The organism is Amycolatopsis sp. NPDC033938 (assembly GCF_055575975.1).
Window position 1 is genome coordinate 213518 of record NZ_JBVIRO010000013.1, and the last position, 21607, is coordinate 235124.

The window sequence follows — 21607 nt, forward strand, 5'->3', positions numbered from 1 at the left end:
GCGAGCGAAATTCGGTGACACAATGCTGATTCTGTCCATGAAAGAGGGTCACGATGGCGGGATCGTGGCGATCGAGGACGGCAAGCTGCTGTTCGCGCTGGAGTCGGAAAAGGACAACTACCCGCGTTACGACCGGATCACCGGCGAGCTGATGGCGCGAGCGGCGGGGATGCTCGACAGGCAACCTGACGTGGTGGCGCTCGGTGGCTGGGTCAAGGGTGAGTTCTCGGTGGAACCCCCGTCCCGCACCGGATACTTCGGTGTCGGCGAGGGTGCGATCTCCGACGAGGCGGGCAAGTTCTTCGGCAAGGACGTGCGCTACTTCTCCTCGACCCACGAGCGCTCGCACATCTACACCTCGCTGGGAATGGCTCCCGCGGCACCCGGCCAGGCGTACTACTCCCTGGTGTGGGAAGGCAACATCGGGGACTTCTACCGCATCGACGAGCGCGGTGAGGCCACTCACCTGCAGCACGTGCTGACCGACCCCGGCGCGAAATACGCCTATCTCTTCGCGCTGGCGGATCCGGGTTTCCCGCTCGGCAAGGGAAAGTTCCGGTTCAACGACGCCGGCAAGCAGATGGCGCTGACCGGGTTCGCCGAACCCGGCCCGCTCACGCCCGACGAGCAGAAGACCATCGACTTCATCCTCGACCGCGACGGCATCATCCTCGGTCTGTCCAAAGAGGAAATGTCCTGGTCCCATCTGTACAACGCCGGGGTCTGGTCGCAGGAGTACCGCAACGCGGCGGCCAAGCACTCGCAGGCGATCTTCAACCGGTTCCACGACTACGCCGAGAAGAACCTGACCGAAGGCCTGCCGCTGCTGATCTCCGGCGGCTGCGGGCTGAACTGCGACTGGAACCGGTTGTGGCGGGAGAGCGGCCTGTTCTCCTCGGTGTTCGTGCCGCCTTGCCCGAACGACAGCGGTTCCGCGCTGGGCACGGCCATCGACGCGCAGTGGTTCTACACCGGGCAGGCGACCATCGAATGGGACGTCTACGCGGGGGAGAACTTCGTCGAGGACGTCGTCCCGGATCCGGCCAAGTACGAGACGCGGCCGCTGGTGGCGAGCGAGGTCGCGAAATACCTCAAGGACGGCAACATCATCGGCTGGGCGCGGGGCCGGTACGAGATGGGCCCGCGGGCACTGGGCAACCGGTCCATTCTGGCCGCGCCGTTCACCGTGGACACCACCGTGCGGCTCAACAAGATCAAGCGCCGCGAGGACTACCGCCCGATCGCGCCGATCGCGCTGGAGTCGGACGCGCCGAAGTGGTTCGTCGGCTCGGTGGAGGATCCGTACATGCTGTACTTCAACCACGTCACCTCCGACGAATTGAAGGCCATCACGCACGTCGACGGTACCGCGCGCACCCAGACGGTGACGCGGGAACGCAACGCCGGCATCACGGATCTGCTCGAGGCGTTCCGCGAGCAGACCGGGTTCAGCGTCCTGTGCAACACCTCGCTGAACAACAACGGGCGCGGTTTCCTCAACCGCACCAGTGATCTCATCGAGTACGGGGAGACGTACGGCCTCGACGGCTACGTCATCAACGACACGTTCGTGACCCCGCGCCAGTCCTGATTTCTTGCCCGACGGGGGCAAGACCCGGACGCCGCCTGCCCAGTGGCGGCGTCCGGGCATCCCGTCGCGCCCACTCGAACCACCGACACCGAGGGGAAGGCCATGCGAGTCGTGCTCGCGGGCGGTGGCGTCATCGCGCTGCTGACCGCCGTCGAGTGCGTGTCGGCCGGGCACGAGGTGATCGTCGCCGACCAGGCCGACATCCCGTTCTCCGGCGCCACTTCGTTCGATCGCCACCGCGTGCTGCGCGCGCTGCATCCCGGCGACCTGGCCACCACGGCGGCCGCCGTCAGCGCACATCACGCGTGGATCGAGCTCGAACAGCTGCTGACCACGGAGTTCTACGAACAGGTCGGCGCGCTCACCGCGCTTCCGGCGGACCAGGCGACCGCCGCGCGGAACCTGCTGACCGCGGCGGGCTCCCGTGCCGAGGTGTTCGGCGCCGACGACCTCGCCACCCGGTTCCCGCACGCGGGGTTCGTCCCCGGCACGGGTGCGGTCTTCGAGTCCCACGCCGGGGTCCTGCTCGCCGATCGGGTACTGGCGGCCTGCGCCGGCTGGCTGCGCTGGCACGCGCACGCGGAACTCCATCCGCATCGCAAGGTCGTCGGGGTCGACGCCGACCGGGCCGAGGTGCGGCTGGCCGACGGCGAGCTCCTCCGCGGCGACGCGGTCCTGCTCGCCGCGGGGCCGTGGTCGCGTGACCTGCTGGCCCCCGAGCTGTCCAGGGAGCTCGTACTGCACCGGCAGACGATGCTCTACTGCGATGTGCCGCCCGCCGACGCCGCCGTGTGGGCGGCGACCCCGGCGATCACCTCGCTCGGCACCCCCGGCGGCGCGTGGCTGGTCCCGCCGGTCGCCGGGACGCCGTTGAAGCTCAGCGCCGCCAGTGCCTGCCGGATCGTCGACGAGGTCGGCGGCGGTGCCGCGCCGTCGTGGTGGCGTGAGCACCTGATCGACACGTTCGCCGCGCTGATCCCGGGTTTCCGCCGGGATTGGCTGATCGACACCCGGGACTGCCACTACCTTGCCCGGCGTTCCACCCTCGGTCCGATGCTCGCCATCCTCGGCGACCGGGTCCTTTCCTACGCGGCGTGCGGCGGCTCGTCCTTCAAGTTCGCCCCGCTGATCGCCAGGTCCCTCGCCGCGCGCCTGACCGGCGCGGATCCGGCCCCGACCGGACTCGAACCGCTCGACCGGCCGCTCGTGCGCGCGTCCGGCGTCCACCCAACCCGCCCTGCCCTACGAGGTGTGTCGTGAAACTGCTCGCGCTGGAAGCCAGCCAGAACTCCTACTACTACCTGCCCCGGTACCAGCAGATCGAGGACTTCGGCGGCGTGCTGTACGTCCTCAACGGCATCGGCACGGAAGACCTCTGGCCGCGGGAGCGCTACCGGATCGCCGGCAGCAACCACCTCGACGACCTGATCCGGCACGCGAAGGCTTGGCACGCCGAGGAAGCCTTCGACGGGGTCCTCACCTTCTCCGAATCCGGCGTGGTCCTGGTCGCCGCCGTCGCCGAAGCGCTCGGGCTGCCCGGGATCGGCGTCGACGCGGCGCGCACGAGCCGGAACAAGCTGATCATGCGGCAGGCGCACGAGAAAGGTGGCGCCGCGCATCCGGACTTCCGGTTCGTCGAGGACGTCGACGCGGCTCTGCGGGCGGCCGAGGACTTCGGTTACCCGGTGATCCTGAAGCCGACGCTCGGCGCGGCGAGCAACTTCGTCTTCCGCGTCGACGACGAGGAGAAGATGCGGGAGCGCTACGCGCAGGCTCAGGCCGGGATCGACAACATGAGCTGGTACAACATGGAGGCCGAAGGGCTGGACCTCGGCCCGCACGGCCTGCTCGTCGAGTCCTTCTTGGACGGTCACGAACATCTCATCGAGGCTCTCGCGTGGGACGACGAGGTCTACCTTGGATCCATTGTGGACAGAGTCACGTCGGAGGGCGAGACCTTCGACGACGACGTGCACCACGCTCCGACGTCGCTCACCGCCGAACAGGTGGCGGAGGTGCATGCCGTCGTGACGGCCGGGGTGCGGGCGCAAGGGCTCACGCGCGGCGCCTTGCACGCCGAGGTCCGGTTCCATCAGGGTAGACCGTACCTGCTGGAGATCGCCGTCCGTCCCGGCGGCGGCGGGCTGGACCATATGGCGCGGCTTTCGGCGGGCTACGACCCCATCAAGGGACTCATGGACGTCTCCCGCGGCGTGCGGCCGGACGTCCACCACTTCAGCCCGACCGGGGTGCACACCGCCGCGATGTGCCTGATCTGCCCTGGCGGCGTGATCTCCTCGATCGAGGTCCCGCCGGCGGTGAGCGAGTCGGAATCCCTGTACTACCTCAAGATCTTCGCGAAGCCGGGTGACCTGATCAAGCGGCCGCCGCTCGGCAACAACATCTTCGGCGGCATCGGCGCGCTCGGCTCGACCTTCGACGAAGCCATGCGCAACGCGAACGATCTGGCCGGGAAGATCGAGGTCAAACTCTCCGAAACCCAGAAGTAGCACCGAATCCCGTTCGACGAACCCGGGCCCTTACCCAGGGCTCGGCGGTGGAAGACGCCCAAAACCGCGTGGAGGACAGCGTGTCACGTACAGCCACCCCAAGGCACTACCTGATGGTCAGACCGACGTACTTCGACGTCGAGTACTCGATCAACCCCTGGATGGACCCGAAGAAGCCCACCTACACCGAACTGGCCATCGCCCAGTGGGAGTGGCTGCACGATCTGTATGTCGATCTGGGACACCGCGTCGATCTGCTCGACCCGCTGCCGGGACTGCCCGACATGGTGTTCGCGGCCAACGGCGCGACCGTGGTCGACGGACAGGTACTCGTCGCGCGATTCCAGCACACGCAGCGGTGTGGCGAGTCCGAGGCGTACCTGGAGTGGTTCCGCGCCAACGGATACCGCTACGTGCGGCAGGCGCAGTGGGTCAACGAGGGGGAGGGCGACTACCTCGTCGCCGGGCAGAAGATCCTCGCCGGGACCGGGTTCCGCACGAACCCGGAGGCGCACAACGAGTCCCGTGAGTTCTTCGGCCGCCCGGTGATCGGGCTGACGTTGATCGACCCGCGGTACTACCACCTCGACACCGCGCTCGCCGTCCTTGACGACGAGACGGTCATGTACTACCCGGAGGCGTTCTCCGAAGACAGTCTCATGGTGCTGAAGGAGCTGTACCCAGACGCGATCCTGGCGTCCGAACGCGACGCCGCCGTGTTCGGCCTCAACGCCGTGTCCGACGGCAAGCACGTCGTGCTCCCGCAGGCGGCCACCGGGCTGACCGCCCAGCTGCGCGAACACGGTTTCGAACCGATCGGCGCGGATCTGTCCGAATTGCTCAAGGCGGGCGGCAGCGTCAAATGCTGCACGCTGGAACTGCGTGCGGGATAAGGAGAACAGATGGAGTCCGCGCAGCCGGAAACCCGCCGGACGCTCACCGTCCGGCGAGTACTGACAGGCGCCGTGCTGGTCGCTGTCCCGCTCGTGGTCGTGATCGTGGTGCTCGGGCTCGGCTCGGCTTACGATCAGGGCCACGTCGCGGCTGCCACGGCCGCACCGGGCGGGACGGATCCGTATCCGCGCCTGCTCGTGGCGCTTCCGGTGATCCTGGCCGCGTGTCATCTGGCCGGGCTGGCCGCGCGACGGCTCGGCCAGCCCGCGGTCATCGGTGAGATCGTCGCCGGTGTCCTGCTGGGGCCGTCCCTGCTCGGGTGGCTCTGGCCCGCCGGGTTCGCCTGGCTGTTCCCCGGCAACGTGGTCTCCATCATCAACATCCTCGCCCAGCTGGGACTGATCTTCTTCATGTACCTGGTCGGCTCGGAGATCGACCTCGACGCGGTGCGGCGGCGGGGGTTCACCGCGGTGACGGTGAGCCAGGTGAGCATCGCGCTGCCGATGGTTTCGGGCATCGTGCTGGCCTTGGGGCTGTATCCGGTCTTCGGCGGTGACGTCGGATTCCTGAGCTTCGGATTGTTCATCGCGGTGTCGATGAGCGTGACCGCCTTTCCCGTACTGGCGAGGATCCTGACCGATCGCGGGATCGCGAAGACCACATTGGGCGCGCTCGCGCTGACCTGCGCGGCCGTCGACGACGTCGCGGCGTGGTGCCTGCTGGCCGTCGTGATCGCGCTCAGCCAGGGCGGATCGGGTACCGAGGTCTTCCTCACCATCGCGCTGACCCTGGTCTTCGTCCTGGTGATGGTCTACGTGGTCCGCCCGGTGCTCGCGAAAGGGCTGCCGCGGGTCCCCGAAACGGCGGTGCTGGCGATCCTGCTCGCGGGGATCATGCTGTCGGCGCTGGCGACCGAGGAGATCGGCATCCACCCGATCTTCGGCGCGTTCCTGTTCGGCGTGGTCGCGCCGCGCAAGGATCCGGTGGTGAGCCGCGCGGCGGGCAAATTGGGCAGTGTCACGGTGACCCTGTTGTTGCCGCTCTTCTTCGCCTACACCGGTCTGCGGACGCAGTTCGGCTTGCTGGGCGAGGCGAGCCTGTGGGCGTGGTGCGCGCTGATCACGGCGGTGGCGGTGTTCGGCAAATGGGTCGGCAGCACCACCGCCGCGCGGCTGACCGGCGTCGGCTGGCGCGATTCGCTGTCGCTCGGGGCGCTGATGAACTGCCGGGGGCTGACCGAGCTGGTGGTGCTCAACGTCGGTCTCCAGTTGAAGGTGATCAGCCCGACGGTGTTCGCGATGCTCGTGATCATGACGCTGGTCTCGACGGTCGCCACCGCTCCCGCGCTCGCCCTGATCGCCAGATTCGGGAAGAAGTCCGCAAGGGACGAAGAGAAGTCCGCCGGTCCAGCGGCGGCGGAAAGTAGATAGGACGCCATGACCAGCAAGCAGGAAACCCTAGTCAGCACCTTCGCCGAGATCGTGCTCGCCGACGAGGTCCGCGAGACCATCGGAAGCGAGTTGCGGACCTTCCCGAATCCCGTCGACGACATCGACCGTTCGCTGGCGATGCTGCGGGTGGCCTTCTCGCGGCTGCCCATCGACCAGCTGCAGACGATCCTGGACTTCGGCAGGCACGTCGACACCCCCGGCGTCGCGCTCGTGCGCAACCTGCCGGTGGATCCGGAACTGCCGGAGACGCCGGTCGACGGGGAACCCAGCAAGGACAAGAAGACGTTCGTCGCCGAAACCGTCCTTTTGGGACTGAGCCAGCTGCTCGGCGAGCCCGTCGGGTTCACCACCGAGAAGAGCGGGCGACTCGTGCACGACGTCGTCCCGGTCTCGGCCGGGGCGCGCAGCCAGACGAACCAGAGCTCACACGTGTTCCTGAACTTCCACAACGACATCGTGCACGACGACCTCGGCCGGTACGACGTGTCCAATCCGGACTTCCTGGTGCTGAACTGTGTGCGGCAGGACGGGAACAAGGAGGCCGTCACCTACTACGCCGACGGCCGGGACATCTCCGCCGCCCTCGACCCTCGGGTACTGGACGTTCTGCGCCGTCCCCTCTTCCGGCTCAACGCGCCCGGCAGTTACGTGCGCGACGTGGCCAAGGGGGCTGACGTGCTGTCCGACCTCGTGCCCATCATCTCCGGGCCGTCGGATTCGCCGGAGGTGTCGGTCTCGGCCAACGGCGTGGTGGGGGAGACCGTCGAGGCGGAGCAGGCGCTGGAGGAACTGCAGCGGGTCTGCCGCGAGGTCGCGCACCAGGTCAAACTGGAGCCCGGGACGGCACTGCTGATCAACAACCGGAAGGGGCTGCACGCGCGGTCGCAGTTCTTCGCGCGGCACAACGGGCGGGACCGGTGGCTGCAGCGCACCTACATCCGGCGCAGCCTGTGGACGATCCGGTACCGGGGCAAGGACGGGGACCGGCGGGTGCACTGACGGCAGGCCGGGTGCCTTGCCTCGTTACCGGCCCGGTCCGTGAAGGCCTCCTTCCCTACCCTGAAAGTAGGGAAGGAGGCCTTCACGGACTTGGCCTACGCCTGACCTGGACGAGGGTGGTTCCGCGGGCATCGTCGCCCGGTCTCGCCCCTTGAGCAACGGAAGATCCGGGACACGCAACGGCCGGAATCTTCCCCGCTCGGCCGCATCAGCAGTTATATCGGCTGCGCGTGAAGGCCCCCTTCCCTCGGCTCAGCCGAGGGAAGGGGGCCTTCACGCGCAAAGACGCCACCACAAAAGTCCCCTTAGACACACCAGCCTCAGGTGCAACCACCATCGCTACTGACGAGCGCCCGGCCGAAGGCTTCTCGAGCGGACTTTGTGACCGCCACATGCGGCTCGCTGGCGACCGCGCCCATGTTCAGAACCGCGCCGGCCCGGGTAACCGCTCGGGGAAGATCCACAACCCGACCGGAGGGAGCCCCGATGGCCGACAAGTTACGACCGCCGCAGCAGCAGGACCCGCCGGGCGTGACGTCGAAGATGGACCCGCAGCCGCGTGACTCCATGGCGGATTACGAGGGCCGTGGCCTGCTGAGCGGCAAGCGCGCCCTCATCACCGGCGGTGACTCGGGGATCGGCCGGGCGGTCGCGATCGCCTTCGCGAAGGAGGGCGCCGACGTCGCGATCGCCTACCTCAACGAGCACGAAGACGCGAAGTACACCGAGGAACGCGTCCGGGCCGAGGGCCGCGAATGCCTGCTTCTGCCGGGCGACCTCGCCGAGGCGGCGCGGTGCCGCGAGATCGTCGACCGGACCGTGAACGAACTCGGCGGACTCGACATCCTGGTCAACAATATCGCCACCCAGTGGCCGGTCGATTCGCCGGAAGAGCTCACCGACGAACAGTGGACCCACACCTTCGACGTGAACATCCACAGTTACTTCCGGGTGACGAACGCCGCGCTGCCGCATCTGCAGAAGGGCTCGGTGATCATCAATACCGGCTCGGTCAACGGCTTGCGCGGCAACAAGTCCCTCATCGACTACTCCGCGACCAAGGGCGCCGTGCACGCCTGGACCTACGCGATGGCGCAGGCACTGGCCGACCGCGGCGTCCGGATCAACTGCGTCGCGCCGGGTCCGGTGTGGACCCCGCTGATCCCGTCGACGTTCCCGCCCGAGAAGGTGGAGAAGTTCGGCCTCCAGGTGCCGTTCGAGCGGGCGGCCCATCCCGACGACCTCGCGCCCTCGTACGTCTTCCTGGCCTCCAACCGGCTTTCGTCGTACTACAGCGGTGAGGTCATCGCGGCACTCGGAGGCGAGACGACGCCCGGCTGAGCCGGTCCACCGCCTCGACGACGTCTTCGGGCGGCACGCGGTCGAGGCAAGGGTGGCCGGGTACCGGGCAGATCCGGGCCCGGCTGTCCCGGCACGCGGCGTGCTGATCGCCCAGCAGCGCGGTCGGCACGCCGTACGGCGCCCAGCGTGCCGCGGGGACGACCGGGGCGAACAGGGAGACCACCGGAGTCCTGACGGCGGCCGCGAGGTGGGCGGTTCCGGTGTTGGGCGCGACGACCACGTCCGCGCCGGCGAGCACGGCCGCCAGCTCGGGCAGCGTAGTGCGCCCGCCCAGGTCGAGGGCGTCCCCGGCGACTTCCCGGGTCAGGCCGCGTTCCGACGGCGAACCGGTGACGACGACGCGCCGCCCGGCGTCCTGGAGTGCCCGGACGATCGCGGCGGAACGTCCGGCGGAGGGCTGGCGGGCCGGAACCGACGCTGCGGGATGGACGACGACGTAGCCGTCCTCGACCGCTTCGGATTCGAGCAAGTCGTCCACCGGAGGCAGCGGTTCGCGAAGCGCGAGACCGCCGTCGTCTTCCGACGGCAAGGAAAACCCGGCCTGCTGGGCGAGCGAGAGCATCCGGACCGGTTCCGGCGGATCACCGGGCACGTGATGCCGCAGGTCCAGCAGCGAACCCGGATAGTCCTCGCAGATCGCGCCGATCCAGGGCACGCCCGCCATCCGCAGCACCAGTGCCAGCGGGAGCGGAGACTGATGGAAGGACGTGAGCACCAGTGCCGCGTCGAGGGACAGCCCGCGCAACCGCCGGACGAGCCCCTCGATGTCCTCGCGGGTCACCGGCGGGGGTTCGGGGTCGATCCACGGCGCGCACCAGGTGACGACCTCGTCGACACCGGGCAGCAGTGCACCCGCCGCCCGGCCCCTGGGACCGGTCAGCAGGACGACGCGTTCGGCCCCGGCAGCCACCGCGCGGACACAAGGACCGGCGAGCAATACGTCGCCGAGGTTGTCCATCCTCGCGACCAGCACCGTCCCCCTCATCGGCCATCCGCGACGGCCAGATGGACGGCTTCCGCGAGATCGCGGGCGACGGTCGCGCGGCGGCGGGCCCGGACCACCTCTTCGGGCCGGGTACGCGCGGTCGGGATCAGGATCCCGCGGGCTCCGGCGGCGAGCGCCGCGTCGACGTCGGCGCCGGTGTCGCCGATGACCACGCACCGGCGGACGTCCACGCCGAGCGCTTCGGCGGCCTGACGCACCATGCCGGGCGCGGGTTTCCGGCAGGGACAGCCGTCGCCGTCGTCGTGCACGCAGACCTGCCAGGTGTCGAACGGCCCGAGCGCCTCCTCGACGCGGGCGTTCACCGCGGCCAGCCGTTCCGGCGTGATCAGGCCTTTCGCCACTCCGGACTGGTTGCTGACCACGCCGACGCGGATACCCGCGCTCCGCACGCTGTGCACGAGCTCCTTGGCGCCGGGCACGGGACGGACGCCGTCGGGATCGTCGAGGTAGGGCACGTCGAAGATGAGGGTGTCGTCCCGGTCGAACAACACCGCTTGCGGCCGCCGGGACAGCCGATGGCGCAGTTCGCCGCGAAGCCGGTGGTAGCAGGCCGCGGGCGGGATGAGCACGCTGGTCACGAGCATGCGCGAGATCTCGCCGGGCGTGAGCGGCCCCGGTGCGATCCGGCGGGCGGCGAACTCGGCGGTCAGCCCCGCCCACACCCCGGCCGCCGCGGCGGCGGCCTTACGCCGTCCCACCGCGAACAGCGCGGCTGCGCTCACCGCGCTCGCCGTGGCCAGTGCGTGCCGTTCGAGCCGTCCGTGGCCCGCGGCGGTCTGCTGACGCCAGAGGACACCGTGCTTGCGCCGCATGAGCGCGTCGTCGGCGTTGCCGCGCTGGGCACGCAGGCTGGCCAGCGGGCCCGACCGCTTGGGCGGATGGGTGGTGACCCGTTCGCCCTTCGCGATGAGGTAGCCCGCCTTGGCGACGTTCAACCCCAGGTCCGAGTCTTCGCGGTAGGCGCGGGGAAAGCGTTCGTCGAAACCGCCGACCTCGGCCAGCACCGTCCGCCGATAGGCCATGTCCGCGGTGATCCACCTCGCCGTCTCCAGACCGGCGGTCCCGCGTTCGTCATCGGTCGGACGGCGGTCCGGGGGCAGTGGCACGACGAGCCGGGCCTGGGACGCCGCGGTGTCCGGCCCGAGCGGAAGAAGGTCCTCGGCGAGTTTCCGCGGCCAGTCCGAGCCGACCAGCACATCGTCGTCGAGGAAGGCGATCCACTCGGTCGTCGCCCGCCGCCACCCGGCGTTGCGCGCCGCGGCGGGACCGCGGCCGCCGGTGCGGATCACCTCGACCTCCGGCGTGCACGGCGGCGGCTTCAGGTCGGCACCGCCGGGCCGGTCGTCGGCCACGATGATCCGCGCCGGTCGCGGTTCCCCGGCGGCTTCGATACCGGCCAGGAGCGTATGGAGATTCTCCCGGCCGGTGGTCGGGATGACGATGGTGTAATCCAAGTGGGTCACACTCTTCCGATACCCGGGTACGCTGGGCGCAAACGCGCCGGATCCCCGTGTGCTAGGCCGGAATCGAGTCGGTCTTCCGCAGCCAGGAGCGGTGTTCGCCCAGTTGCGCGAGGAACGACGCGAAGAAGCCGTCCGGGATGGTCTGCTCGGCCGAGGTGGTGGTCACGACGCCTTGGTCGATCAGGGTTTCGGCGTCGTCGGCCAGTTTCGCCGTCACTCCGGCACGGCGAAGCAGGTCCAGGCCCGAACCGAAACCCGCCACCGGCTTACCGTGTTTGTAGGCCTCGGCGACGAAGTGCACCGCGTAGCCATCGCGTTCCAGGATGTTGATCGCCCCGGGCCCGCACGGGACGACGACGGCGTCGTAGAGCACCGAGGCCATGGTGTTCAGCTGCCGGTCGGGCCGCAGGGGATTCCCTTCGCCGCCCGGTCGGAGCTCTGCTTCGGTGGGCGCCAGCACCTCGACGATCGCGCCCTGTCCGGTCAGGGCTTCGACGAGACGACCGACGCCGACCGTGTCGACACCGTCCGCGGCGAGCACGGCGACCTTCCGGCTGGTGGGGTCCCCGGTCGGCTGATTCAGCTGTGAGAGCGCGGGTGAAGTGCGGTCATGGTGCGGCGTGGCGGGAGCGGCGGGTGCGCTGACGCCGACCCCTTCGGCCACCCGGGCGGCCAGGTCGTGATCGACGTTGTTGAGCTCGGTGACCGTCCTCGCCCGGATCTCGCGGTCCTCCACCTTGCCGAGTTCGAACCGGAACGCCGCGACGATGTGCTCGCGCTCGACGGCGCTCATGCTGTTCCAGAACAACGTCGCCTGGCTGTAGAAATCCTTGAAACTCTCGCTGCGTTCCCGGATCTTGTGCCCGGCCACGGCCTCGGTGTAGTGCTTGAACACACCGGAGTCGGCGATCGCCGGGCAGCCGCCGCCGAGCGAGTTGGGGAAGTAGCTCGTCCGTCCCTTGTGGACGTTCTGCTGCCCATGGCCGTCACGCTGGTTCGTGTGCACCCGCGCGATCGGCCGGTTCACCGGCAGCTGGGCGAAGTTGGGGCCACCGAGCCGGATCAGCTGCGTGTCGAGGTAGGAGAAGTTCCGTGCCTGCAGCAGCGGGTCGTTGGTGAAGTCGATCCCGGGCACGACGTTCGCGGTGTGGAAGGCGATCTGCTCGGTCTCGGCGAAGAAGTCGTCGGGGTTGCGGTCCAGCACCATCCGACCGACCGGCTGGACGGGCACCTGCTCCTCGGGGATGAGCTTCGTCGGGTCCAGCAGGTCGAAGTCGAAGTCGTGTTCGGCGTCCTCGTCGACGAGCTGCACGCCCAGTTCCCATTCCGGGTACTGCCCGGCCTCGATGGCGTCCCACAGATCGCGCCGGTTGAAGTCGGGATCCTTCCCGGCGATCTTCTGGCATTCGTCCCAGATCAGGGAATGCGTGCCGAGGACCGGCTTCCAGTGGAATTTCACGAAGGTGCCCACGCCATCGGCGTCGACCAGGCGGAAGGTGTGCACGCCGAAGCCTTGCATCATGCGATAACTGCGTGGCAGCGCGCGATCGGACATCAGCCAGAGCACCATGTGCAGGCTTTCCGGCTGCAGGGAGACGAAATCCCAGAACGTGTCGTGCGCCGACTGTGCCTGGGGGATCTCGTTGTGCGGCTCGGGTTTGACCGCGTGCACGAAATCGGGGAACTTGATGCCGTCCTGGATGAAGAACACCGGCATGTTGTTGCCGACCAGATCGTAGTTGCCTTGCCGGGTGTAGAACTTCGTCGCGAACCCGCGGACGTCGCGAACGGTGTCGGCCGAGCCGCGTGAACCGGCGACGGTGGAGAAGCGCACGAACACGGGGATCTTCTCCCCGCAGGTGAGGAACTCCGCGACCGTGTAATCCGCCAGGGAGTCGTCGTAGGCCTCGAAGTATCCGTAGGCGCCCGCGCCGCGCGCGTGGACGACCCGTTCGGGGATGCGCTCGTGGTCGAAGTGCGTGATCTTCTCGCGGGCGTGGAAATCCTCCAGCAGGGTCGGACCGCGGCTCCCGGCGGTCAGCGAGTCGTTCGTGTGGTCGACCCGGACACCCTGCTGGGTGGTCAGAACGGAATCCCGCGGGTCCACCCGGCTTCCCTGCAGCTGCTCGTCCTTCGCGTCCTCTCGGTGCTGTGCCACGGGCCCGCCCTTCTCGGTGGTGGTCTTTCCGGACGGCTACCCGTACGCGGATCCGGTAAACGGCACATACGAGGTGTCGGAACGCTCGTTCGGGGTAACCGTTCGCAAAGACTTCGAAGGAGGTGCGAATGCCGGCAACGGACCGGACGGCCGTGCTCGAAATCCGCAACCCGGCCGACGACAGCCTCGTCGGGAGCGTCAAATGTGCGACCCCCGACGCTGTTCAGGCCGTGCTCACCACGGCCCGGCGCGAGGGGTCCGCATGGGCGGCGACCCCCGCCGCGGAACGCGGGGCCGCGGTGAAGGACGCGGCCCGCCTGCTGCGCGACCGGGCGGGCGAACTCGCCGTCCTCATCGAGAGTGAGACCGGGAAACCCCGGGCCGAAGCGGAGGAAGGTGTCCTGGCCGGGGCAGGGACGCTGGAGCAGTACGCCGAATTGGGCCCGGTGCACCGGGGCAAATCCCTGCTCGGTGACCCGAGGGCGACCGACTTGATGGTGCCGGAACCCCGAGGCGTGGTGGCGGCGCTGACCCCGTGGAACGATCCCGTGGCGGTGGCCTGTGGCCTGCTCGGAGCCGCGCTGGTGACCGGGAACACGGTGGTGCACAAGCCCAGCGAGCGCTGCCCGTACACCGGTTCCTGGCTCGGTGGCCTGCTGTCCCAGGCGCTGCCGCAAGGGGTACTCCAGACGCTGCAGGGCGACGGGAGCGTCGGCGCCGAACTCGCCGCCCACCCCGACGTGGACGTCGTCGCGCACGTCGGAAGCACGGCGGCGGGCCGCTCGATCGCCGAGAGCGCGGCGAGGACGGGGGCCAAGGTGCTGCTGGAGAACGGCGGCAACGACCCGCTCGTCGTCGACGCCGACGTGGACCCGCGCTGGGCGGCCGCACAAGCCGCGACAGGGGCCTTCGCCAACTCGGGACAGATCTGCGTTTCCGTCGAGCGGATCTATGTCCATCAAGACATCGCCGACGCCTTTCTCAGCGCGCTGGTGGCCGAAGCCGGCACACGCGAGCTGGCCCCGCTCGTCGACCGGCGGCATCGTGATCGCGTGCACGGCCACGTGGCTGAGGCGCTCGCGCAGGGTGCGGAACCGCTGATCGGCGGCAACCTGCCGAACGGTCCCGGCGCCTTCTACCCGGCGACCGTGCTCACCGGCTGCACTCCTGGGATGCGGGTCTTCGCCGAGGAGACCTTCGGCCCGGTCGCGCCCGTGCGGGTGGTGGCCGATTTCGACCAGGCGCTCAGCCAGGCGGCCAGCGACGAGTACGGTCTCGCCGCCACGGTGCTCACCTCGTCGATGACGCACGCGCAGCGGGCCTGGCGCGAACTCCCGGTCGGGACGGTCAAGATCAACAATGTCTTCGGCGGCGCACCCGGCGGGGCCGCGCATCCGCGGGGCGCCAGCGGGAGCGGGTACGGCTATGGCCCCGAACTGCTCGACGAGATGACGCAGACGAAGGTGGTTCACCTCGGGCCCCCGGGCGTGTGATGGCCGTCAGAAGCCGGTGGACGGCACCGATCGCCTGGCTCGGCCGGGCGATCCGCGTCCCGGGGGAGGAACGGCGAAGCCTCGTCCAGATCACGAAAGCCACGGCGGCGGCCGTGATCGCGTGGATCGTCGCGACGGCGGTCCTGCGGCTGCCGCAACCCTTTCTCGCGCCCTACGCGGCCGTGTTCCTGGTGCAGGCCACCGTTTACCGGTCCCTCCGCGGCTGGGCGCAACAGGTCGGCGCGGTCAGTGTGGGAGTGCTGCTGGCGGCCGCGGCGGGGCAGCTGATCCCCTCGATGACGGTGGCTCTCGGAGTCGTCGTCTTCGCGGGTCTGCTGATCGGCTCGTGGCCGGCGTTCGGCGATTCGGGGGTCTGGGTCGGGATCACCGGCATGCTGCTGATCTCCTACGGCAGCGCGACCGAACCCGTCCTGCTCGCCGACCGGTTGCTGGAAACGGCGCTGGGCGCGGCGATCGGCGCGGTGCTGAACGCGGTCGTCCTGCCGCCACTGCACGGGGAACGGCTGCGGACGGCGACCTCCCGGCTCGCTTCGGCGATCGGGGAGGTCCTCGAGGAGACCGCGGAACTGGTCCGCGGCGGTGAGGAGCCCGAAGCGGCCGACCGGCTTCAGGAACGCATGCGTGACGTCCGCAGTCTCGTCGCGGAGGCGGACGAGGCGATCGGCTGGACCCAGGAGAGCCGGTACCTGAACCTCCGCCGAGGGCGCGAGGCGCGGGAAGAGCCGCTGGCGAATCTCGTCTCGCTGTGGCCGCCGCTCGCCCAGCTGATCGACGCGGTGAGCGAAGCCGCCCAGGGCGAGCAGCCGTTCCAGCCTCCGGGGGAGTCCTCGCGCGGAGTGATCGGAGAGCTGCTCGAAACGCTCGCGGAGGTGGCCCGATCGGGTGACTCGGAGAAGCAGAGCCGGTGCCGCGGCCTGGTCGAGGAACTCGATCGCCTGCTCGTCACTCCCACGGACGAGGTCACGACGTCGATCGGGCTCGGCGCGCTGGCCTTGCCCGCCCGCCGCCTGGTCCAGCGCCTGGAGGCGGATTAAGCCGCGTCCACGGTGGGTAACCGTACCCATGACCGGAAGCGGAAAGCGGATCGTGGTCACCGGCGCCACAGGTAACGTCGGGACGGCCGTGGTGCGTGCGCTCGGCGCGGATCCCGACGTCGGGTCGATCGTCGGGGTGGCCAGGCGCCCCAGCCGATGGGAGAGCCCGAAAACCGAGTTCGTCACCGCCGACGTCGCCCGCGACGACCTTCGTGCCGTATTCGACGGTGCCGACGTGGTGATCCACCTCGCGTGGCTGTTCCAGCCCACGCATCGGCCCGAGGTCACCTGGCGCGCCAACGTGCTCGGCTCGATCCGCGTCTTCGAAGCCGCACAGGCCATGCGCGTCCCGGCGCTGGTGTACGCCTCGTCGATCGGGGCGTACTCCCCACGCGACGACGATCACCCGGTGGCCGAGGACTGGCCGACGCACGGGTCTCCCAAGGCCGCGTACACCCGGGAAAAAGCTTATGTGGAAAGGGTTCTCGAAGCGTTCGACCGGAGCCATCCACGGATGCGGGTGGTGCGCCTGCGTCCGGGGTTCCTCTTCCAGAAGGCCGCGGCACCCGAACAGCGCCGTCTCTTCGGCGGGCCGTTCGTGCCGGAAAAGCTCGTGCGCCCGGCACTGATCCCCCTGCTGCCGGACATCCCGCAGCTGCGGATCCAGACCGCGCACACCGATGACGTGGCCGACGCCTATCGCCGCTGCGCGCTGCAAGAGGTCAAGGGCGCGTTCAACATCGCCGCCGACCCGGTGCTGGACACCCGGTCACTGGCCCGGATCTTCGGTGCCAAGCCGGTGAAGGTCCCGGCGGTCTTCGTCCGGCGCGCGCTCGCCGCGGCCTGGTCCCTGCACTTGATCCCGGCCACGCCGGGCCTGTTCGACGCCGTCCTCCACCTGCCGGTGATGGACTGCACGCGGGCCAGGGAGGAATTGGGCTGGACGCCGCGATACTCCTCGGAGGAGGCGATCGAAGCCTTCCTCAAAGGACTGAGGGAAGGGGAAGGGCTGCCGACAGAGCCACTGAAACCGGACGTCGGCCGAGCCCACGAATTGGCGACCGGGGTGGGGGAGCGACCGTGAACGAGAAGGAACTGCTGCACACCCTGACCAAAGTGGTGACCACTTTGGACGGTACCTCGGTGCGGTTCGCCGTCGCGGGCGGTCTCGCCGTCTACGCGCGCGGCGGCCCCGCCTCCGAGCACGACGTCGATCTCTTCCTCAAGCACGAAGACATCGAGGAAGCGGCGGAAGCCCTGGAAGCCGCGGGGATGAGACGGGTGCACCCGCCGGAGGACTGGCTCACCAAGGTCTACGACGGCGACTGCCTGGTCGACCTGATCTTCCGCCCCAACCACCGTCCGGTGACCGACGAGATGCTCGACCGCGCTTCGCTGATGCGGGTCGGGGCGACCGCCGCGCCCGTGCTCAACGGCACGGATCTGCTCGTCGACAAGGTACTCGTGCTCAGCCCGCACCGATGCGATTTCGGGCCACTGTTGCGGATCGCGCGCGACCTTCGCGAGCAGGTCGATTGGCACCGGGTGGCCGAGGAGACCGCCGAATCGCCCTACGCGTGGTCGTTCCTGACCCTGCTCGCGGCACTGTCCATCATCGACGGAAAGGAGCTCCCGATGCCGGCGGAAGCACCCCAGTACCTGGTAGCGAGGCTGACCAAGGCGCTGGCAGAAGACCCGAGGACGGCCGAACTCGGTGTGCACGTCACGGTGCGCGGAGACCAGGTCCGGCTCAGCGGCGAGGTCGCCTGCGAGAACCGCAAGGCCGACGTCGAGGCCGTCATCTGCGAACAGATCGCGGCCGAACTCGTGCACAACGACGTCCGGCTGGCCGACGTGCGCGAGCCCGCCCGCGCCGAGGAGATCCGGTGATCCGGGTCGCCGCGGTCGGGGACGTCCACCTCGGTGAGGACAATCGAGGCCTGCTGCGGCCGGCACTGGACAACATCGCCGAACACGCCGACGTACTGTTGCTCGCGGGCGACCTCACCCGGCACGGCACCATCGACGAGGCCAGGGTGGTGGCCGACGAATTCGCCGGGCTCGACGTCCCGGTGGTGTCGGTGCTCGGCAACCACGACTATCACTCGGATCAGGCCGAAGCGATCAGCGGATTGCTGGAGGAAAGCGGGATCACCGTCCTGGAAGGCAGTGCCACCACGGTGAAACTCGACGGCGGGACGCTCGGCGTCGCCGGGGTGAAAGGGTTCGGCGGCGGTTTCGCGGGCAAATGCGCGAGCCGGTTCGGCGAACGCGAGATGAAGGATTTCGTCGAGCACACCATGGCGGCGGCCAACCGGCTGCGCACCGCGCTGGAAGGGCTCCAGCAGGAGGAGCCGGACGTGATCGTCGCGCTGACGCACTACGCGCCGATCCCCGGTACGCTGCACGGCGAACCACCGGAGATCCACCCGTTCCTCGGGTCGTACCTGTTGTGCGAGCCGATCGACGCGGCCGGGGCCGCCCTCGCGCTGCACGGGCACGCGCACTACGGCAGCGAACAGGGCGTCAGCCCGGGCGGGGTGCCGGTGCGCAATGTCGCCCAGCCGGTGATCCGGTCGGCTTACGCGACGTACGTCCTTGAACCAGCGAAGGTATCGGCATGAGGGAACGATTCCATGGTCAGCTGAGCGTCCTCGGCGAGCGCTTGTCGGATATGTGCGGCATGGCGTGCGAGGAGCTTCGCCTGGCGAACCGCGTCTTTCTCGACCACGACGTCGAAGCCGCCGCCGAACTCGCGACGGTCGAGGCGCGGCTGAACGCGGCACGGACCGAGTGCGAGGAGACCGCGCAGAAGCTGCTCGCCCTGCAGGCCCCGGTCGCGCGGGACCTGCGGACCGTGCTCGCGGCGGTGTACTGCGCCGACCGGCTGGAGCGGATGGGAGACCTCGCCCAGCACATCGCCGAGCAGGCCCTGCGGTCGCCGGAGTTCGCCGTCCCCGACGCGCTCACCGGGCGGTTCGGCGAAATGGGCGGACTGGCCTGTTCGATGGCGGAAGACCTCGCCGCGGCGATCGACGGGCCGACGGCCGAGGTGTTCCAGTCGCTCGCGCGGTCCGATCAGCGCGTCGACGCCCTCTATGAGGAGCTGATGGAGCTGGTGACCGGGCCCGACTGGACCGACGGCGTCGCGCCCGCCGTTTCGGTGGCGTTGTTGGCACGCTTCTACGAGCGGTTCGCCGATCAGGTCGTCTCCGTGGCGCGGCGGGTCGACTTCGCACTCACTGGGGAACTGCCCGCTTCAGAAGTGCGGGACGCCCTCGCCGAGCCGTGAGTGGCCCGGTCGCCAGCGTCTTCTTGGCGCTGCGGGAGCGCGTGAAGGCCCCCTTCCCTCGGCTGAGCCGAGGGAAGGGGGCCTTCACGCGCAGCCGGTGTGACTGCTGATGCGTCCGTGGCGGGTGTGGCGGTCACAAAGTCCGTGAAGGCCTCCTTCCCTACTTTCAGGGTAGGGAAGGAGGCCTTCACGGACCGGAAGGCCATCGCAAGCCGCAGCCGCAGCCGCAGCCGCAGCCGCAGCCGCAGCCGCAGCCGCAGCCGCAGCCGCAGCCGCCGCCGCCGCCGCCGCAGCCGCCGCCGCAGCAGCAGCTGCCGCCGCAGCAGCAGGCGCAGCAGCCGCAGCAGCACCACCGGTCACAACGGCGGCGCGTGAAGGCCCCCTTCCCTCGGCTCAGCCGAGGAAACTCGACCTTCACGCCTTCCCCAGTACATGAAGGACCCCTTCCTTGCGCTAGGCGCAAGGAAGGGGTCCTTCATGTACTTCACGCCTGCGGGCCCGCAGGCCACGCGTAGGCCCTAACTGGTCGGCGGTCAGGTGTTGCGGTCTTCGAGGGCGTCCCGGATCTTGTCGATGAACGCCGTGCCCGGCGCCAGGATCCGGTTCGCCGGCGGGCGGTCCGGGGCTGCGGGGTGCGGCCGCGTGGGCGCGATCTTCTTGGCCCGCAAGATCTTCTCGCCCAGATCCCGGAGCTCCTCCGCGGAGCAGGCGCCTTGCAGTTTCGGCAGCAGGTCGCCCTCTTCCTCTTCGATGTGGTGGCGGACGTCTTCGATCAGCTTCCCCACCAGTTCGTCGAAGCGTTTGTCCTTCGGCTCGAGGCCTTCGAGATCCTTCATGATCTGCTCGGCCTTGGAGTGTTCCTCGATCTCGTGGTCCGCGACCTCGTCGCCGTCGGGCAGATGCCGTCGTGCGGCGGGGTACATGTGCTGTTCTTCGGCGATGGAATGCCGTACGAGTTCGGCGATGAGGTGGTCCGCGAGGTCCTTGCGGTGCTCGTCGCCGCCCTTGCCGGATTCCAGCTCCTTGAAGATCCGCTCGAAGGCGCGGTGGTCCTCGGTGATCACCGAAACGAGGTCGTGTTTGGTGGTGGTGGTCATGGACACTCCTGTCCGTTTCATCAGTCCGACATCGCACGGTTACCCCGATTCGCGCGGAAATCACCCGGATTCGTCGGTGGCGTGATGGGGTGCGCCGACCGGTTTCGATTCCGGGGAGCCACGCTGGCGCAGATACACGCTGAACACCGCCATCGAGCCGATGGCGAGGAATTCCGACTGCCAGTTCTGCAGGGACCGGTTCCAGAAGTCGGGCGAGACCAGATAGTCGAACCAGCTCACGGGATCGCCGAAGTCCGCGATCTGCTCGGCGTTGTAGGCGCTCATCCCGGCCACCGATTGCGCCAGCCACGACAGCAGGAACAGGCCCAGCATCACCAAACCGAGCGACACCGAGAAGACGCCGGTGCGCCAACCGCCCGCCCGCACCCAGCGGGGTGACTCCTTGGTGGCGTGTGCCCCGACCTGCTGGGCCTTGTCGCTCTCCAGCCCGACCCGGTCGGCGGGTTTCGATTCGGGTGAACCGCGTTGCAACAGCCATACGGTGGCGAAAACGTAGAGGAAGAATTGCAGATATTCGGATTGCCAGTTTTCGGCGACATCGACGGCGAAATCGGCGGAGGTCAGGTAGTCGATCAGGCCGATGGGTTCGGCGGCGTGCCGTAATTGTCCGTCGTTGAAATCGGCGAGTCCGGCGAACGCCTGCCCCACGAGGCTGCCAAGGAAGAGTAATCCGAAGCCCAGTGAAAGCCCGTTGTCACGAAGAAAGCGTCGCATCTCCCGCCCCCTTCACCGGTGCAGCAGCCCGAGCAGGATGCAGTAGCCGAGGCCTGCCACGACGAAGACCAGGTAAACGGTGAACACCCCTCGCGCCCTCATGGTCCACCCACCGCACAGTCGTAGACCTGTTCGTTGCGGAGATGGCATCCCGCGCCGGTGATCAGCCAGCCGACGGAGAACTCGTGCAGGAAGAGGGTGTCGCCGCCGGTCTTCACCTGAGCTTCTTCACTCCAGACCGACACCGTTTCGGGGGTACCGCCCGGTACGGCCGCTCCGGCGAGACCGTGTTCGCAGCCTCCCGGGCCCCACGATTCGCGGACCCGGGGCGCCAGCAAAGCGCACGCCGAGCGCTGATCACCCGACGCGAGTGCGCCGAGGAACCGCCCGGTGGCTTCCTTCACCGGCCCCTGTCCGCTCGCTCCGGTACACCCGGCCACCAGCAGACATACGCCGAACGCCAGCACTTTGACGATCACGGACTACAGGTACCCCGCCGGG

The 21607-nt window shown here is 68.9% G+C and carries 19 protein-coding genes; 13 read left to right on the top strand and 6 right to left on the bottom strand.

Going from position 1 to position 21607, the window contains the following annotated elements; genetic code table 11:
• Positions 1-22: 22 nt before the first annotated feature.
• The 7 genes from ACZ5ZX_RS28975 to ACZ5ZX_RS29005 all read left to right on the top strand — a co-directional run bounded on the left by ACZ5ZX_RS28975 (position 23) and on the right by ACZ5ZX_RS29005 (position 8786).
• Complete coding sequence (locus tag ACZ5ZX_RS28975) at positions 23-1591, top strand: carbamoyltransferase C-terminal domain-containing protein (RefSeq protein WP_465505135.1); 1569 nt, start codon at positions 23-25, stop codon at positions 1589-1591.
• Positions 1592-1693: 102 nt separating this feature from the next.
• Complete coding sequence (locus ACZ5ZX_RS28980) at positions 1694-2851, top strand: NAD(P)/FAD-dependent oxidoreductase (RefSeq protein ID WP_465505136.1); 1158 nt, start codon at positions 1694-1696, stop codon at positions 2849-2851.
• Positions 2848-4101, top strand: coding sequence for an ATP-grasp domain-containing protein (locus ACZ5ZX_RS28985; protein WP_465505137.1), 1254 nt, complete (start codon positions 2848-2850; stop codon positions 4099-4101). Before ACZ5ZX_RS28980 ends, ACZ5ZX_RS28985 begins: the two co-directional genes overlap by 4 nt.
• Positions 4102-4169: 68 nt before the next feature.
• The gene (gene ddaH / locus ACZ5ZX_RS28990) at positions 4170-4994 is read left to right on the top strand and encodes a dimethylargininase (RefSeq protein ID WP_465505168.1); all 825 of its coding nucleotides are present in this window, start codon (positions 4170-4172) and stop codon (positions 4992-4994) included.
• 9 nt (positions 4995-5003) lie between these two features.
• Positions 5004-6425 (top strand): cation:proton antiporter domain-containing protein, encoded by a 1422-nt coding sequence (locus ACZ5ZX_RS28995; protein WP_465505138.1) that lies wholly within the window; start codon positions 5004-5006, stop codon positions 6423-6425.
• A 6-nt stretch (positions 6426-6431) separates the two neighbouring features.
• The gene (locus ACZ5ZX_RS29000; protein WP_465505139.1) at positions 6432-7445 is read left to right on the top strand and encodes a TauD/TfdA family dioxygenase; all 1014 of its coding nucleotides are present in this window, start codon (positions 6432-6434) and stop codon (positions 7443-7445) included.
• Between the two features lie 486 nt (positions 7446-7931).
• Positions 7932-8786, top strand: coding sequence for an SDR family oxidoreductase (locus ACZ5ZX_RS29005; protein ID WP_465505140.1), 855 nt, complete (start codon positions 7932-7934; stop codon positions 8784-8786).
• Here the strand turns inward: ACZ5ZX_RS29005 and ACZ5ZX_RS29010 are convergent.
• Genes ACZ5ZX_RS29010 through ACZ5ZX_RS29020 form a run of 3 tightly spaced genes read right to left on the bottom strand, consistent with a single transcriptional unit; the run spans position 8749 to position 13434 of the window.
• Positions 8749-9792 carry a glycosyltransferase family 9 protein gene (locus ACZ5ZX_RS29010; protein WP_465505141.1) on the bottom strand — a complete coding sequence of 348 codons (1044 nt, stop codon included), beginning with the start codon at positions 9790-9792 and terminating at the stop codon, positions 8749-8751. The two genes, ACZ5ZX_RS29005 and ACZ5ZX_RS29010, sit on opposite strands and share 38 nt — an antisense overlap.
• Positions 9789-11276 carry an HAD-IIIA family hydrolase gene (locus ACZ5ZX_RS29015; RefSeq protein ID WP_465505142.1) on the bottom strand — a complete coding sequence of 496 codons (1488 nt, stop codon included), beginning with the start codon at positions 11274-11276 and terminating at the stop codon, positions 9789-9791. Before ACZ5ZX_RS29015 ends, ACZ5ZX_RS29010 begins: the two co-directional genes overlap by 4 nt.
• Positions 11277-11328: 52 nt before the next feature.
• Positions 11329-13434 (bottom strand): catalase, encoded by a 2106-nt coding sequence (locus ACZ5ZX_RS29020; protein ID WP_465505143.1) that lies wholly within the window; start codon positions 13432-13434, stop codon positions 11329-11331.
• Positions 13435-13562: 128 nt separating this feature from the next.
• On the opposite strand from ACZ5ZX_RS29020, the gene ACZ5ZX_RS29025 reads away from it, so the two are divergent.
• Genes ACZ5ZX_RS29025 through phoU form a run of 6 tightly spaced genes read left to right on the top strand, consistent with a single transcriptional unit; the run spans position 13563 to position 19274 of the window.
• Positions 13563-14927, top strand: coding sequence for an aldehyde dehydrogenase family protein (locus ACZ5ZX_RS29025; protein ID WP_465505144.1), 1365 nt, complete (start codon positions 13563-13565; stop codon positions 14925-14927).
• On the top strand, positions 14927-15982 hold the full coding sequence (locus tag ACZ5ZX_RS29030) for an FUSC family protein (RefSeq protein WP_465505145.1): 1056 nt from the start codon (positions 14927-14929) through the stop codon (positions 15980-15982). Before ACZ5ZX_RS29025 ends, ACZ5ZX_RS29030 begins: the two co-directional genes overlap by 1 nt.
• A gap of 28 nt (positions 15983-16010) precedes the next feature.
• Positions 16011-17066 (top strand): NAD-dependent epimerase/dehydratase family protein, encoded by a 1056-nt coding sequence (locus ACZ5ZX_RS29035; protein WP_465505146.1) that lies wholly within the window; start codon positions 16011-16013, stop codon positions 17064-17066.
• Complete coding sequence (locus ACZ5ZX_RS29040) at positions 17063-17872, top strand: nucleotidyltransferase family protein (protein ID WP_465505147.1); 810 nt, start codon at positions 17063-17065, stop codon at positions 17870-17872. Before ACZ5ZX_RS29035 ends, ACZ5ZX_RS29040 begins: the two co-directional genes overlap by 4 nt.
• Entirely contained in the window at positions 17869-18606 is a 738-nt protein-coding gene (locus ACZ5ZX_RS29045; RefSeq protein ID WP_465505148.1) for a metallophosphoesterase family protein, read from the top strand. The genes ACZ5ZX_RS29040 and ACZ5ZX_RS29045 overlap by 4 nt, the downstream gene beginning before the upstream one ends.
• A complete protein-coding gene (gene phoU, locus ACZ5ZX_RS29050; protein WP_465505149.1) occupies positions 18603-19274 on the top strand; it encodes a phosphate signaling complex protein PhoU in 672 nt (223 codons plus the stop codon). The genes ACZ5ZX_RS29045 and phoU overlap by 4 nt, the downstream gene beginning before the upstream one ends.
• Positions 19275-19807: 533 nt before the next feature.
• Here the strand turns inward: phoU and ACZ5ZX_RS29055 are convergent.
• The 3 genes from ACZ5ZX_RS29055 to ACZ5ZX_RS29065 all read right to left on the bottom strand — a co-directional run bounded on the left by ACZ5ZX_RS29055 (position 19808) and on the right by ACZ5ZX_RS29065 (position 21585).
• Positions 19808-20371 carry a hemerythrin domain-containing protein gene (locus ACZ5ZX_RS29055; RefSeq protein WP_465505150.1) on the bottom strand — a complete coding sequence of 188 codons (564 nt, stop codon included), beginning with the start codon at positions 20369-20371 and terminating at the stop codon, positions 19808-19810.
• 60 nt (positions 20372-20431) lie between these two features.
• The gene (locus ACZ5ZX_RS29060) at positions 20432-21106 is read right to left on the bottom strand and encodes a DUF6766 family protein (RefSeq protein WP_465505151.1); all 675 of its coding nucleotides are present in this window, start codon (positions 21104-21106) and stop codon (positions 20432-20434) included.
• A gap of 98 nt (positions 21107-21204) precedes the next feature.
• Positions 21205-21585, bottom strand: coding sequence for a hypothetical protein (locus ACZ5ZX_RS29065; RefSeq protein ID WP_465505152.1), 381 nt, complete (start codon positions 21583-21585; stop codon positions 21205-21207).
• Between the last annotated feature and the right edge of the window lie 22 nt (positions 21586-21607).

Coding starts and splice junctions, on each gene's coding strand:
- ACZ5ZX_RS28975 (WP_465505135.1), top strand. CDS start 23: ATGCTGATTCTGTCCATGAAAGAGGGTCACGATGGCGGGATCGTGGCG.
- ACZ5ZX_RS28980 (WP_465505136.1), top strand. CDS start 1,694: ATGCGAGTCGTGCTCGCGGGCGGTGGCGTCATCGCGCTGCTGACCGCC.
- ACZ5ZX_RS28995 (WP_465505138.1), top strand. CDS start 5,004: ATGGAGTCCGCGCAGCCGGAAACCCGCCGGACGCTCACCGTCCGGCGA.
- ACZ5ZX_RS29000 (WP_465505139.1), top strand. CDS start 6,432: ATGACCAGCAAGCAGGAAACCCTAGTCAGCACCTTCGCCGAGATCGTG.
- ACZ5ZX_RS29005 (WP_465505140.1), top strand. CDS start 7,932: ATGGCCGACAAGTTACGACCGCCGCAGCAGCAGGACCCGCCGGGCGTG.
- ACZ5ZX_RS29010 (WP_465505141.1), bottom strand. CDS start 9,792: ATGAGGGGGACGGTGCTGGTCGCGAGGATGGACAACCTCGGCGACGTA.
- ACZ5ZX_RS29025 (WP_465505144.1), top strand. CDS start 13,563: ATGCCGGCAACGGACCGGACGGCCGTGCTCGAAATCCGCAACCCGGCC.
- ACZ5ZX_RS29030 (WP_465505145.1), top strand. CDS start 14,927: ATGGCCGTCAGAAGCCGGTGGACGGCACCGATCGCCTGGCTCGGCCGG.
- ACZ5ZX_RS29035 (WP_465505146.1), top strand. CDS start 16,011: ATGACCGGAAGCGGAAAGCGGATCGTGGTCACCGGCGCCACAGGTAAC.
- phoU (WP_465505149.1), top strand. CDS start 18,603: ATGAGGGAACGATTCCATGGTCAGCTGAGCGTCCTCGGCGAGCGCTTG.
- ACZ5ZX_RS29055 (WP_465505150.1), bottom strand. CDS start 20,371: ATGACCACCACCACCAAACACGACCTCGTTTCGGTGATCACCGAGGAC.
- ACZ5ZX_RS29060 (WP_465505151.1), bottom strand. CDS start 21,106: ATGCGACGCTTTCTTCGTGACAACGGGCTTTCACTGGGCTTCGGATTA.